General features: G+C 64.7%; 9 protein-coding genes and 1 riboswitch. Of the genes, 6 read left to right on the forward strand and 3 right to left on the reverse strand.

Annotated features, from left to right (window positions below):
- Positions 1-170: 170 nt before the first annotated feature.
- On the reverse strand, positions 171-1,748 hold the full coding sequence (locus AC1DCU_RS19280; RefSeq protein ID WP_025874154.1) for a BCCT family transporter: 1,578 nt from the start codon (positions 1,746-1,748) through the stop codon (positions 171-173).
- A gap of 247 nt (positions 1,749-1,995) precedes the next feature.
- Positions 1,996-2,097, forward strand: a riboswitch (TPP riboswitch).
- A gap of 93 nt (positions 2,098-2,190) precedes the next feature.
- On the opposite strand from AC1DCU_RS19280, the gene thiC reads away from it, so the two are divergent.
- The 6 genes from thiC to AC1DCU_RS19310 all read left to right on the forward strand — a co-directional run bounded on the left by thiC (position 2,191) and on the right by AC1DCU_RS19310 (position 12,062).
- A complete protein-coding gene (gene thiC, locus AC1DCU_RS19285) occupies positions 2,191-4,035 on the forward strand; it encodes a phosphomethylpyrimidine synthase ThiC (RefSeq protein WP_442251826.1) in 1,845 nt (614 codons plus the stop codon).
- A 101-nt stretch (positions 4,036-4,136) separates the two neighbouring features.
- Positions 4,137-4,808: an ion channel gene (locus AC1DCU_RS19290; RefSeq protein ID WP_032976761.1), complete on the forward strand. Its 672-nt coding sequence runs from the start codon at positions 4,137-4,139 to the stop codon at positions 4,806-4,808.
- 259 nt (positions 4,809-5,067) lie between these two features.
- Positions 5,068-7,392, forward strand: coding sequence for a winged helix-turn-helix domain-containing protein (locus tag AC1DCU_RS19295; RefSeq protein ID WP_442251827.1), 2,325 nt, complete (start codon positions 5,068-5,070; stop codon positions 7,390-7,392).
- Positions 7,393-7,507: 115 nt separating this feature from the next.
- Positions 7,508-8,407 carry a helix-turn-helix transcriptional regulator gene (locus AC1DCU_RS19300; protein ID WP_025874158.1) on the forward strand — a complete coding sequence of 300 codons (900 nt, stop codon included), beginning with the start codon at positions 7,508-7,510 and terminating at the stop codon, positions 8,405-8,407.
- A gap of 49 nt (positions 8,408-8,456) precedes the next feature.
- Positions 8,457-11,345 carry a TonB-dependent receptor domain-containing protein gene (locus AC1DCU_RS19305; RefSeq protein WP_478014260.1) on the forward strand — a complete coding sequence of 963 codons (2,889 nt, stop codon included), beginning with the start codon at positions 8,457-8,459 and terminating at the stop codon, positions 11,343-11,345.
- 225 nt (positions 11,346-11,570) lie between these two features.
- A complete protein-coding gene (locus AC1DCU_RS19310; RefSeq protein ID WP_051585056.1) occupies positions 11,571-12,062 on the forward strand; it encodes a Rid family hydrolase in 492 nt (163 codons plus the stop codon).
- A 52-nt stretch (positions 12,063-12,114) separates the two neighbouring features.
- On the opposite strand, the gene AC1DCU_RS19315 is transcribed toward AC1DCU_RS19310, so the two are convergent.
- Both AC1DCU_RS19315 and ppa read right to left on the reverse strand, forming a co-directional pair.
- Positions 12,115-13,236: an HDOD domain-containing protein gene (locus tag AC1DCU_RS19315; protein ID WP_032976758.1), complete on the reverse strand. Its 1,122-nt coding sequence runs from the start codon at positions 13,234-13,236 to the stop codon at positions 12,115-12,117.
- A gap of 151 nt (positions 13,237-13,387) precedes the next feature.
- The gene (ppa, locus tag AC1DCU_RS19320; RefSeq protein ID WP_005410935.1) at positions 13,388-13,924 is read right to left on the reverse strand and encodes an inorganic diphosphatase; all 537 of its coding nucleotides are present in this window, start codon (positions 13,922-13,924) and stop codon (positions 13,388-13,390) included.
- Positions 13,925-13,990 lie beyond the last annotated feature (66 nt).

Raw genomic sequence — 13,990 nt, forward strand, 5'->3', positions numbered from 1 at the left:
CGGGACCGTCCACGGCATGGATGCCGTGGCCGAGCCTACAGGGACGTACTTGCGGCGTGTCCCGCCATCGGCCCCCTCCCCGCCAGGCAAGCAGCAACCCAGAGCCGCCTTGGCTTCGGCCGTTGCCTTTGCCTGAAAAAAGCGGTGCAGCCGCAGGCTGCAAAACACCCTCAATCCTGATCCTGCGCGCGTGCCGCCTCCGCCTGGGTCTCTTCCTGCGCCGCCATCTCGCGTGCGATCCACGCATCGATCATGCGCCGCTGGCGCTGCGCCTGCCGCCGCTCGCGCGTGTACTCCTGGTCCAGCACCCGGTACAGCGACACCATCACCAGCACCATCAGCAGCGCGAACGGCAACGCCGCAATCGTGATCATGCCCTGCAACGCATCCAGCCCGCCAGCCAGCAGCAATGCCGCCGCAATCAACGCTACCGCGATGCCCCACGCCAGCTTGCGCTTCAGCGGCGGATCCCCGGCTTCGTCGGTGGACATGCTGGCCAGTACCAGCACCGCCGAATCGGCTGAGGTCACGAAGAAGATCATCAACAGCACCAACGCCACCGCCGACAGCATCAGCGACGCCGGCAGGCTGTCGAACAGGGTGAACAGCACCGTCTCATAGCCATTGCCCAGTGCCTGTACAAGGTCGGCGTGGCCGAAGATCTGCGCCCACAATGCCGTTCCCCCGAACACGGCGAACCAGAAGAAGCCCAGCAGGGTCGGTGCCAACACCACGCCGATCACGAACTCGCGCACGCTGCGGCCGCGCGAGATGCGCGCGATGAAGGAGCCCACGAACGGGGCCCACGAAATCCACCAGGCCCAGTAGAAGATCGTCCAGTCGGCCACCCACGTGCTGCCGGAGAACGGCGACATGCGCAGGCTCATGGTCACCAGCTGGTTGAGGTAGGAACCCAGCGTGGTGGTGAACGTATCGAAGATGAAGCCAGTCGGCCCCAGCACAAGTACGGTCGCGGCCAGCAATGCAGCCAGTGCCAGGTTGAAGTTGGACAGCCACTTCACGCCGCGCTCCACACCGCTGGCGGTCGAGGCCATGTACAGCACGAAGGCAATGGCGATGATGGTCATCTGCACCGGTACAGTCGCCTGCAGGCCAAATACGCGCTCCACGCCTGCAGCGATCTGGATGGTGCCGAAGCCGAGCGTCGTCGCCACGCCGATCGCCGTGGCGACCACCGCCGCGATGTTGACGACACGGCCGATCCAGCCGCGATGGTGGCGGCCGATGATCGGCTGCAGCATATCGCTGACCAGCCCCCGTCCATTGCGGTTGAACTGGAACCAGGCCATCGCCAGGCCGATCAGTGCATAGATCGCCCACGGATGCAGGCCCCAGTGGAAGAACGCATAGCGCATCGATGCACGCGCGGCATCCATGCTCTGTGGCGCAATGCCTTCCGGTGGCTTGGTGAAGTGTGAGATCGGCTCGGCCGCGCCCCAGAACACCAGGCCGATGCCCATGCCGGCGGCGAACAGCATCGACATCCAGCTGGCGCGCGAAAATTCGGGTTCAGCGTCTTCGCCACCGATGCGCAGGTTGCCGAAGCGGCCGAAGGCCAGGTACATCAGGAACACCAGCGCCAGGAACACCACCAGCAGGTACAGCCAACCGACGCTGCGGATGACATCAGCCAGCGCCGCCTGCACGACGGTATTGAAGGGACCGGGCGCGAGGCCGGCCAGCAGCACCAGGGCAAGCACCAGTGCGATGGAAATGCGAAACACCATGAAGGAGCTTCTCCGATCAAGGGATTGAGGGGAGCGAGCGAAAGCTTGCAGGGAGTAGGCCGGCGACAGTGTGCGCGCACCGGACAGGCACCGCGATGGCGGCAGGGAAAGCGCCACGTGCAACGGTGCGGCGCGCGTGCACGTTACTGAATGCGACGTCACGGTTCTGTTAACGCGGGTGCGGCAGATCTGCGCCCTGCGTGGATGAACGGCCAGGAGGTCGAGTGGTTTCTATGCTCTAATGCCCACCAAGAAGCGGGGGTACCGCGGCCTTGTGGCCACGGTTGAGATAGTCCCTTGGAACCTGATCCGGCTCATACCGGCGTAGGGAAGCTTTGCAATGCAGCCGTACCCGGAACCTGCCCAAGGAGCGCCTTGGTGCCGTCCGTGCGCGGGTGCAGTGCGCCGCCGCTTCGTCCCTGACCTTCCTGGACGATGCCCGATGAACGCACAGCTCTCCGCCCTGCAGCAACAGGCCCAGCAACTCTCCGAATCCGTGACCCGGCCGATACCCGGCTCGCGCAAGATCCACGTGCCTGGCTCGCGCCCGGACCTGCAGGTGCCGATGCGCGAGATCGCGCTGACCCGCACGCCGACCGTGTTCGGCGGCGAAGAGAACGCACCGGTCACCGTCTACGACACCTCCGGCCCGTACACCGATCCGGACGTGCGCATCGACCTGTCTGCGGGCCTGCCGGCACTGCGCCGTGGCTGGGTGGAGGAGCGCAACGACACCGAACAGCTCGACGGCCTCAGCTCCTCGTTCGGCCGCGCGCGCGAGCATGATCCGAAGCTGGACCCGGTCCGTCTTCCCGCGCGCAGCCTGCCACGTCGCGCGCGGGCCGGCGCCAACGTCACCCAGATGCACTATGCGCGCCGCGGCATCATCACACCGGAAATGGAATTCGTGGCAATCCGCGAAAACCAGCGGCTGGAAGCCATCCGCGATGCCGCACTGCTGCAGCAGCATCCTGGCAAGGCATTCGGTGCGTCGATCCAGCAGATCATCACCCCGGAATTCGTGCGCGAGGAAATCGCCCGCGGCCGTGCGGTGCTGCCCAACAACATCAATCACCCGGAAAGCGAGCCGATGATCATCGGCCGCAACTTCCTGACCAAGATCAACGCCAACATCGGCAACAGCGCGGTGTCCTCGGGCATTGCAGAGGAAGTGGAAAAGCTGGTGTGGGCGATCCGCTGGGGCGGCGACACGGTGATGGACCTGTCAACCGGCAAGCACATCCATGAAACGCGCGAATGGATCATCCGCAATTCGCCGGTGGCGATCGGTACGGTGCCGATCTACCAGGCGCTGGAGAAGGTCGACGGCCGCGCCGAAGCGCTGACCTGGGAGATCTTCCGCGACACCCTGATCGAACAGGCAGAGCAGGGCGTGGACTACTTCACCATCCATGCCGGGGTACTGCTGCGCTATGTGCCACTCACCGCCAGGCGGGTTACCGGCATCGTCAGCCGCGGCGGTTCGATCATGGCCAAGTGGTGCCTGGCCCACCACAAGGAAAACTTCCTCTACACGCATTTCGAAGACATCTGCGAAATCATGAAGGCCTACGACGTGACCTTCTCGCTGGGTGATGGCCTGCGTCCTGGCTGCATTGCCGATGCCAACGATGCGGCGCAGTTCGGCGAGCTGGAGACGCTGGGCGAGTTGACGAAGATTGCGTGGAAGCACGACGTGCAGACCATGATCGAAGGCCCCGGCCATGTGCCGATGCAGCTGATCAAGGAGAACATGGACAAGCAGCTGCGCGAGTGCGGCGAGGCGCCGTTCTACACGCTTGGCCCGCTGACCACCGACATCGCACCGGGGTACGACCACATCACCAGCGCGATCGGTGCGGCGATGATCGGTTGGTTCGGCACTGCCATGCTCTGCTACGTCACGCCGAAGGAGCATCTGGGCCTGCCCAACCGGCAGGACGTGCGCGACGGCATCATGGCCTATCGCATCGCCGCCCATGCTGCTGACCTGGCCAAGGGGCATCCGGGTGCGCAGGTGCGTGACAACGCGCTGAGCAAGGCACGCTTCGAATTCCGCTGGGAAGACCAGTTCCACCTCGGCCTGGACCCGGAGAAGGCCAAGGAATTCCACGACGAGACCCTGCCCAAGGACGCGCACAAGCTGGCCCACTTCTGTTCGATGTGCGGCCCGCATTTCTGTTCGATGAAGATCACCCAGGACGTGCGCGAGTACGCCGAGAAGGGCATGCAGGAAAAGTCCGAGCAGTTCCGGGCGGCCGGCGCCGAGGTGTACCAGCAGGGCTGATCGCAGATGGGCAGTGCCGGGTCATGCCCGGCACCGTCCAGTCACCCAACTCACCGACATGCCGCTATCCTCGCCCCATCGTTCCCCGGGGACACGGAACCATGCCCATTGCCGTCACCACCCGCTGGCTGGCCATCGCCCGCCGTCATCCCTCTGCCTGGCTGCTCGGCGCACAGCTGTTGTCGGTGCTGCTATACCCGGCGTTGGACGAAACTGCTGCCGGGCGCGCGGCAGTAGGCGTATTCGGCATGGCCGTGCTCGGCCTGGCACTGTGGGTGGTGCAGCGCAGCCCGCTGGGGACATGGCTGGCGTTGGTGCTGGCCATCCCGGCGGTGGTGTTTTCCCTTTCGGCGGCCCTGCTCGACCGGCCTGCACTGGGCATCACCGCGCAGCTGCTGGAAAGCCTGCTGTATTTCTACACCGCCGGTGCGCTGATCGCTTACATGCTGCAGGACCACAAAGTGACGCGCGACGAGCTGTTCGCCGCCGGTGCCACGTTCACTCTGCTGGCATGGGCATTCGCTTTTACCTTTGCCGTATGTCAGCAGTGGTATCCGGGCAGTTTCCAGGGCGCCAGTGGCGGCGCGCAGCGCACATGGATGGAGCTGCTTTATCTGAGCTTCAGCTTATTGTCGGGGGTAGGTCTCAGCGACGTCGTGCCACTGCATCCGCAGGCCCGCGCGCTGGTAATGCTGGAGCAGTTTTCCGGCGTCATGTACGTAGCGCTGGTGGTTTCGCGGCTGGTTGGCCTGACCATGCTGAAACGCTTCTGAAAATGAACGCCAGATAAAAATATCGCGCCCAAAAGGGCGCGAATGATGATGCGTATTATGTGAATGCGTCGGCGAGAGAGAGCCTGATGTCGACCACGCGATAGGCGAGGTAACTCGCATAGGCTAATATCCGGAGGCTTCGTTTTTTTTGCGGTATGCGCCGATGCTTTGTGCGGAATCTGGCTTCTTGCTGTGCCAAGGATGGGAAGGGATCGATGGTGAACAGTGTTTGCGGCCTGTTTCAGCCCCATAGCAACGAATGATCAACAGCGAAATCCAGTCGCCTGAATCCGACCGCGTCCGCGTCGGTGAGTGCATCGTTACTTTGTCCTCGCGTGAGGTCGAAGTCGCCGGTGCCCGCCGTACACGCCGTTTGACGCCCAAGTCGCTGGGCGTGCTGCGCGTGTTGATGCGGCAGCCGGGGCGGGTGGTGACCCGTGACGAGCTGTTCGCCGAAGTGTGGCCGGACACGCTGCCGACCAACGATGTGCTGACCCAGGCCGTGACCCAGCTGCGCAAGGCGTTCAGCGTCGACGACGACAACGGCCAGGCGTACATCGAGACCATCGCCAAGACCGGCTACCGCCTGCTTGTGCCGGTGCAACCGCTGGCGGACCACGAGACCGATGCGATCGCCGTTGCAGAGGACTCGACCGCATCACAGCCGCCTGCGCCGGATGCCGTGGCCGCCGCCGGCGTGCCGGCGGTTGAACGCGGAAGCCGCCGCTGGCGCCGTCTGCGCCGTCGCCTGCTGCTGGCACTGGGCGTGGTGATGCTGCTTGCGCTGGTGGTGTTGAGCGTACTGCTGCTGCGCCGCCCGGCGCCGGTGAATTCTCCGGTGGATGCGGCAGTGGAGAACGGCACGCGGGTGATCGGAAGTCCGGAGCGGCCGTATCGATTGATTACCGCGACGGCCGGTTTTGAGACCTATCCCACACTTTCTCCTGATGGATCGCAGGTCGCCTACGAAGGCGCCAACGACGATGGCGCCGGCGGCAACGCCATCAAGGTGCAGACCTCCGGCAATGCCCCCGCGCGCCAGCTGCTATCGCCACCGGCAGGTGCCAGCGACCGTTTCCCGAACTGGTCGCCCGATGGCCGCGAAATCGCCTTCGCCCGCTTTGGTGCCGATGCCAGCTGCCAGGTGCTGATCGCCAGCGCCACCGGCGGCGCCGTGCGCCAGGCCACGCGCTGCGACGGCACCGAGCTGCTCAGTTTCGACTGGACGCCCGATGGTCGTGGCCTGGTCTTCGGCAGCATGGTCGGTCGCTATGCCCATCGCGGCATCCGCGTGCTCGATCTGGCCACCGGCCAATGGCGTGCGCTGGAGTACGCTGTCGACGAGGATGATTTCGACTACGCCCCGCGCTATTCCCCGGATGGCCGATGGCTGGTGTTTGTCCGCAACCCCCAGCTGGGCGACCTGTGGCGGATGCCTGCCAGCGGCGGCACGCCCGAGCAGTTGACCGCCGAATCGGCCGAACTGCGTGGTTGGGCGTGGCTGGGCGACGGTCGGCATATCGTGTTCGGTCGCCGCGTGGACAGCGAAGCACGCCTGTACTACCTCGACGTCGAGCGCCGCACGTTGCGCGACGCTGGGCTCGACGATGCGCAGTGGCCGGCAGTGTCCCGCCGCGGCGACATGCTGGCGTTCGTGCATCGGCGCGCGCAGTTCGGGGTGTTCAGGATGCCCGCGCAGGGCGGTGCCGGTGAGCGCCTGTTCGCCTCCAGTGGCCGCGACGGGCAACCGATGGTGGCACCGGATGGGCGGCAACTGGTGTTCAGTTCCGATCGTTCCGGCAGCTTCGCCCTGTGGTGGGCCGACATGCAGCGGCCGGAGTCGCTGCGGCCGATCGAGGGGCTGAAGCCCGAGGCACGGCAGGCGCCCGACTGGTCGGCCGACAGCCGGCATCTGCTGGTGGTGGGCCGCGATGAGCATGGCGAAGCGGTTGTCTACGAGATCGCACCGCGCGATGAACAACTGCATCGCCTTCCGGTTCCCGCCGAGCAGCCATTGCAGGCGTTGTACGGCGCAGACGCGGAGCAGCTGCTGGTGGTCGAACGTGATGCCGACCAGCACACCCGCTTGAGCCTGTTCGACCGCAGCGCGCAGCCATGGCGGCGGTTGGCCAGCCTGGAAGGCGTATCGCAGGCGCGCTTCGACCGCAGTACCGGGCGGGTGCTGTTCACCCGGCTGGCAGCCGGTGGGCTGTGGTCGGTGGACGCAGCGTTGACCCCTGCCAGCGTGCAGCAGGTCAGTGAGGACCGGCCCAGCCGTTGGCGCTACCGGACCTGGACGGTGGCCGGCAACGGCAGCATCGACTACCTCGGCAGCAGTGCCAGCTGTGGCACGACCCTGGTCCGTATCCAGTCCGGACGCGAAGAAGCCGAGCGTTGCCTGGACGCCCAGCGGCTGAGCGCGGGCAATGGACTGAGCGCCAGTGCCGACGGAAACAGCCTGTACCTGGCCCTGGCCATCAGCGATGGTGCCGACATCGGTGTGATGCGATTGCCCGAACAACCGCCCGCACTGTTCCCGGCATTCTCCAAATTATTGATCTTGAACGAGAAAGGGCCTTCGTAATTTCTTCGTGACGATCTCGCCGCGAATTCGTGGCGATCTCGGCAGTCTTTCCTGACGCGCTGTCACCTCATTTGGCAAAACGGAGGCCTGTACTTGGCAAATCCGTGGTGCCCCTATGCGTCAACTCTCGCTGGCTGATCGTGGCCAAACCGTATCCCTGGACAAGGCGATCGACGATGTCGCGCCGACCTGCATGGGGGTTGCCCGCCTCGGCAGCCTGCAGACCGCCGGCACCAGTTTCAGCGTCTGGATGCAGGTGCGCGGCACCTCGTGGGTGGAAGCCAAGGAAGGGCGGTTCCGGCTTCGCCAGGGCGAGTGGATCGCGTTCGAGAAGGAGTCCAGGCCGCTGGTCCAGGCCGGGCGCAACGGCTTGTGCGTGGGCATGAACCTGAACGTGGAAGCGCTGCGCGTGCTGACCGAAATGGCCGACTGCGGCCTGTACGCCGGTCGTGGCCAGATGAACCGCGCTGATGCGCGGGTGGCGCTGCGCCTGTGGCGTGACGCCCTCGCCAGCGGGCAGCCGGCGCAGGCACTGCGTCCGTTGCTGCTGCATCTGGCCGGTCTGCAGCGCAGCCTGGCCGACAACGTACAGCGTTGCCCGGGCCGCTCGCGCAGCCGCAAGCGCCAGGTGTTTGGTCGCATGCAGCGCGCGCGCCTGTATCTGGAAGGCAACAGCCACCGTGTGGTGCGCATCGGCGAACTGGCCGAGCTGACCAACTTCTCCAGCTGGTATCTCTCCAAGACGTTCCAGAGCCTGTACGAGGAAAGCCCGCAGTCGCTTTCGGCACGGTTGCGCCTCGAACGTGCGGCCGATCTGCTGCGCGATACCGACATGATGGTCGGCGAAGTCGCTGCCGCCAGCGGTTTCGACAACTGCTGCAGCTTCGCGCGTGCCTTCCGCGCCCGCTACGGCCAGTCCGCCTCGCGCTTCCGCGAGAATGACGGACAGCTTCCGCCACACTCCGCAAAGTCTCCGGTTGTGTCGCGCAAATACAGCGCTGCAACGCAATCGTAACGTGCTACGGCGTTTTAACACGCTACTAACACGTACCTTGGAGAGATTGATGAACGTTCGTATTCCCGCAGTGCGGCTCGGCTTGCTGCCGGCCGGCATTGCGCTTGCCTTGGCACCGTCCTTCGCTTCGGCGCAGGACGCAGCTGCCGGCGGCACGACCGACCTGGACCGCATTTCGGTCACCGGTTCGCGCATCCGCCAGGCGAGCATGGAAACCGCGCAGCCGGTGATCGCGCTGCAGCGCGCCGACATTGAAAAGCAGGGCTTCACCAGCGTTGCCGACATCGTGCAGAACCTGTCGGCGACCGGTTCGCCGGCGATCAGCCGCGCCGATGCCCTGTCTTCGGGCGAAGAAGTCGGCGGCCAGTACGTCGACCTGCGCAACCTCGGCCCGGAGCGCACCCTGGTGCTGCTGGACGGCAAGCGCATGGGCACCAGCACCGGCGGCTACACCGACCTGGCCTCGATCCCGACCTCGGTCGTGGAACGCATCGAAGTGCTGACCGACGGTGCATCGGCCATCTATGGTTCCGACGCCATCGCCGGCGTGGTCAACATCATCACCCGCAAGAACTTCGACGGCCTGGAAGCCAGCGTCTACGGTGGCCAGTACGGCCAGGGCGACGGCCAGAAGCAGGTCTACAACTTCGTCTACGGCCAGACCGGTGAGCGCGGTTCGATCACCTTCGGCGCCGAATACAGCAAGGAAGACGAGGTCAAGGCCAAGGATCGTTCCTTCAGCCGCTACCCGAACGGCCGCTTCCACCCGTTCCCGACCGACGACGATGCCAATGGCTGGTCGCCGGCGTCGAACCAGGGCGTGCTGATCGACGACATGGGTACCCCGAAGGACGCCAACGACGATATCTGGTACACCCGTGCCAATACCGGTGCCGGCAACGGCATGGGCGACTTCCGTGAGTTCGGCACCGCCGACTACACCAATGCCAGCCAGGAAATGTGGCTGCAGAACAAGCTGACCCGTCGCTCGGTCTTTGCCAACGGCAACTACGACCTGACCGACAACATCCGCGCCACCGCGAACGTGCTGTACACCAAGCGCACCGCGACCTCGCAGATTGCCGGCTACCCGTACCAGTCCGAGGTCTACGGCACCCCGCTGTCGGCCGACAGCATCTACAACCCGCTGGGCAAGGACGCGAACTTCATCCGTCGCACCTCCGAGTTCCCGCGCCAGACCGAGTCCGAGCAGGAAACCTTCCGCTTCTCGGCCGGCCTGGAAGGCTCGTTCGAGTTCGCCGACAAGTTCTGGGACTGGGACGTGGGCTACGTCTACAACCAGAACAAGGGCGTCAAGACCGGCACCGGCAACCTGTTCATCCCGAACGTGCAGAACGCCGTCGGCCCGTCCTTCATGGACGGCGACGTTGCCCGTTGCGGCACCCCGGGCAAGGTGATCGCCGGTTGCACCCCGTGGAACCCGCTCGCACCGTACGGCTCCACCGGCAACGGTTCGCTGGCTGACCCGGCACTGCAGGCCTACCTGTTCCTGCCGAGCCACGACACCTACACCAACACCACCAAGGCTTACAGCGCCAACATCTCCGGTTCGCTGTTCACGCTGCCGGCCGGTGACCTGGCCATCGCTGCCGGTTACGAGCACCGCCAGGAAAGCGGTGAGTACAACCCGGATGCACTGCTGCAGTCGGGCCTGAGCACCGACCTGGCCGGCGCACCGACCAAGGGCAGCTACAAGCTCGACGAGTTCTACGTCGAACTGAACGTGCCGGTGCTGGCCGACATGCCGTTCGCCAAGGAACTGTCGCTCGACATGGCCGGTCGCTATTCGGACTACAACACCTTCGGCGACACCATCAACAGCAAGTTCGGCCTGAAGTGGAAGCCGATCGACGACCTGCTGGTGCGTGCGACCTATTCGACGGGCTTCCGCGCGCCGAATATCGCCAACATGTACGGCGGCACCTCGCAGACCTTCGACGCCTACACCGATCCGTGCGACAGCAGCTTCGGCTCGGCTTCGCGCAATCCGTCGGTTGCCGCGGCCTGCGGCGCACGTGGCGTTCCGGCGAACTTCCGCCAGATCACCTCCGGTGGCGCACAGTCGACCGGCCCGGGCACCCAGTCCTACAGCGCCTTCGAGTCGGGTTCCAACCCGGAACTGCAGCCGGAAACCTCCAAGACCTGGACTGCTGGCCTGGTCTACAGCCCGAACTTCGTGCAGGRCCTGGACGTCAGCCTGGACTGGTGGAAGATCCGCATCAACAACGTGATCGCCGCCGAGTCGGTGACCTCGATCCTCAACCAGTGCTACGTGCTGGGCGTGGCGTCGGCGTGTGACCGCTTCAGCCGCGGTACCGAAGGCCGCACCGTCAACCAGGTGGTCGACGTTACCCGTACCCTGATCAACGGTGGCTACCAGGAAACCGCAGGTTACGACCTGGGCATCAAGTACCGCCTGCCGGAGTTCTCCTTCGGCAAGATCGTGGTTGACTGGAAGACCACCTACGTCGATTACCTCGAGTACAAGCGCGACAACGAAGCCGAGACTCCGGTCGAGCAGCACACCAGCTGGGCAACCGGCGACTGGGGTGCGAACTTCCGCGTCCGCTCGAACCTGAATGTCGATTGGAGCCTGGGCAACCTGGGCGTGAACTGGGCCGTGCGTTACTACTCGAGCATGAAGGAGCCGTGCTCCTACGACACCGAGTGCAACCTGCCTGACTTCACCTCGGCCTACACCCTGGGCCAGCCGACCCGCAAGGTTGGTTCGAACACCTTCCACGATGTGCAGGTGCGTTACACCCTGCCGTGGCAGGCTACGGTCTCGGTCGGTGCCAACAACGTGTTCAACCACGAAGGCCCGGTCATGTACAGCCAGCCGAACTCGAGCTTCTCCTACTACGGTGGCTTCGACATCGGTCGCTACTACTACATGAAGTACACCCAGCGCTTCTGATCCATCGAAGCGTGACAGCAGAAAGAGGAGGGCGGGCCGCAAGGTCCGCCCTTCTTCTTTGTGCCACCAGCACCGCACGCGCGTGAATGGGAACATGGGTGTGCGGATGAGCCTGCGCCGACGTGATTGACTCTGTAGAGGGGCTCAGTGTGCTGCTATCTTCATTGCATCACCCGCCACTTGACGGGCGTAACGTCGTTCACCAGAAAACGGAGATCGAGCACAATGAAGGCAGTGAACAAGGTCAAAACCATGGCTGTGATGGTCGTGTGCGCAGCCACGGCGCTCCCCGTATCGGCCACAGACATCAAGCGTCATACATCCGAGGCTATTCCTGTTGCTTACGCTGTCGAGGTGCCCCCAGGGCGTACGACGGTCTACCTCAGCGGCAAACTGCCGGAACCGACCGGTGTTGGCGCTCCTCTGGACTACGGCGATACCAGAACGCAAACGATCAGCGTGTTGCGGCAGATCCACGAGCAACTGGCAAGCATTGGATTGCGAATGGAAGACCTGGTGAAACTGCAAGTTTATCTCGTTGGCGGTGAGGAAACCGGTGGCAGGATGGATCTGGCGGGGTTCGCTGCGGGCTACTCACAGTTCTTCGGTAGTCCCGCAAAGAGCACAGCTCTGCCGGCCCGTTCTACCTTCCAGGTGGCGGGCTTGGCCCATCCGGCCCAACGGGTGGAGATCGAGGCCATCGCGGTCCGTCCCTGAACAACGACAGCACTCTTTGCAACCTGCCTTCAACATTCCCGTGACGTAAACGTCAGGCCTCGCTCGGCACCAGCCCCATCAGGCTGTTGGCGTGCTCGCGCCATTGCGGCAGCTTGTTCAGCACACCGGCGCGCTGCAGATACTCTTCATCCACCGGGTCACCGTTGACCAGCGCCAGTGCCACGTGCACCGCACCGGTCACCCAGAAGCTGCGTGTATTGGCGCGCTGCGGCTGCAGATGGAACGCCACCGCCTCGATGATCGGCATCGGCAGGCCCCACAGGCCCAGCAGATAGGCGCCGGCTTCGGCATGCCCGGGGCGATCATCATCGGCCGGCTCCGTTTCGCTGCGCTCGTTGCGTACACCCGGCAGCAGCAGGCCGATGTCGGCCAGCAGGGCGGCGGTGGCACCGAGTTCGGCGCTGGAGTCGGGCAGCAGGCGTGCGGCCAATCGCGAGGCCATCAAGGCACGCTGCTGCAGCGAATTGCGTTCGGCCCCGGACAAGGTGGGCGCGGAGAACACCTCACTGGCCAGCACCAGGTCACGCAGCGTGGCCAGGCCCAGCCGGGTCACGGCGGTGCGCAGGTCGGCGATGGTGCGGCCCTGGCTGAAGAACGCCGAATTGGAAAGCTGCAGCACCTTGGCCGCGATCGCCGGGTCGGCGGCGACCAGCTTGGCGACATCGGCGCTGTCAGCGTCGTCGTCATGTTCCAGTGCCTGGGTCAGGCTCAGGTACAGGTGCGGCGGCGAAGGCAGCTTCTCGATGCGGCCGATGGCATCGCGCAGGCGCGGGCTGTCCAGCACTTCGCGCAGCTCTTCCAGGCTGGTCAATGCTTCCAGCAGTACTTCTGGTGCCAGCGGCAATGGCAGGAAGCGATGGGCGACCCCGATCAGGCGTGCCGGCGGCGGCCGGTTGCCATGCTGTGCATCGACCAGTGCGATGCGGATGGTCTCCGGGCGCAAGGTGCGGATCTGTCCCAGCAACGTGGTCGCGTTGAGATCGGGCAACTGCGGGCAGACGATCACCGCGTCCACGCCCTGGGTGGCGACCGCGGTCATCGCGGCATGGCCATCGGTGGCGGTCAACGGCTGCCAGTCTTCCCCAAGATCGGCAATGAATTCGGTCAGCTCAGCCGGCAGGCTGGCTGTATCCCCAACAAGCAGAATACGCACGACACATTCCCCTGGCTGTCTCGACGGTCGATGTCGATGACGTGTGAAGTGACGCAATTTACCTAATACGGCGGCAAAGGTGATGTGCCGCCGTCATGAAACGTGACCCGCATCGCTCCGACGCCGTGCGCCGGAGCAATGCTGTTCAGTCTCAGGCCTTGCTGTCGAGGTGGCGCTGGTGCGCCTCGATCAGGATCTGCTTGGCCTCGGCCGCGCCGCCCCAACCGTCCAGCTTGACCCACTTGCCCTTCTCCAGGTCCTTGTAGTGCTCGAAGAAGTGGCCGATGCGCTCCAGCCAGTGGCTGGACACCTGGGCGATGTCCTCGACGTGGGCATAGCCGCTGAAGATCTTCGAAACCGGCACGGCCAGGATCTTCTCGTCGCTGCCTGCCTCATCGCTCATCTTCAGCACGCCGACCGGACGGCAGCGCACCACCGAACCCGGGACCAGCGGCAGCGGCAGCACCACCAGTACGTCGGCCGGATCGCCGTCGCCGCACAGGGTGCTCGGCACGTAGCCGTAGTTGCAGGGGTAGCGCATCGGGGTGGAGAGGATGCGGTCGACGAAGATCGCGCCGGTTTCCTTGTCCACTTCGTACTTCACCGGCTCGGAATCCTTCGGGATCTCGATGATGACGTTGATTTCTTCCGGCGGGTTCTTGCCGGGCGAGACGAGTTCCAGACCCATGGTGTGCTCCAGGTGGGGGATGTAGACGGATAGCCCTCCATTTTATGCCTTTGCCGGTCGCTGTGC

The sequence above is a fragment of the Stenotrophomonas sp. 10L48 genome (assembly GCF_056395105.1).

Coding starts and splice junctions, on each gene's coding strand:
- thiC (WP_442251826.1), top strand. CDS start 2,191: ATGAACGCACAGCTCTCCGCCCTGCAGCAACAGGCCCAGCAACTCTCC.
- AC1DCU_RS19280 (WP_025874154.1), bottom strand. CDS start 1,748: ATGGTGTTTCGCATTTCCATCGCACTGGTGCTTGCCCTGGTGCTGCTG.
- AC1DCU_RS19290 (WP_032976761.1), top strand. CDS start 4,137: ATGCCCATTGCCGTCACCACCCGCTGGCTGGCCATCGCCCGCCGTCAT.
- AC1DCU_RS19295 (WP_442251827.1), top strand. CDS start 5,068: ATGATCAACAGCGAAATCCAGTCGCCTGAATCCGACCGCGTCCGCGTC.
- AC1DCU_RS19310 (WP_051585056.1), top strand. CDS start 11,571: ATGAAGGCAGTGAACAAGGTCAAAACCATGGCTGTGATGGTCGTGTGC.
- ppa (WP_005410935.1), bottom strand. CDS start 13,924: ATGGGTCTGGAACTCGTCTCGCCCGGCAAGAACCCGCCGGAAGAAATC.
- AC1DCU_RS19300 (WP_025874158.1), top strand. CDS start 7,508: ATGCGTCAACTCTCGCTGGCTGATCGTGGCCAAACCGTATCCCTGGAC.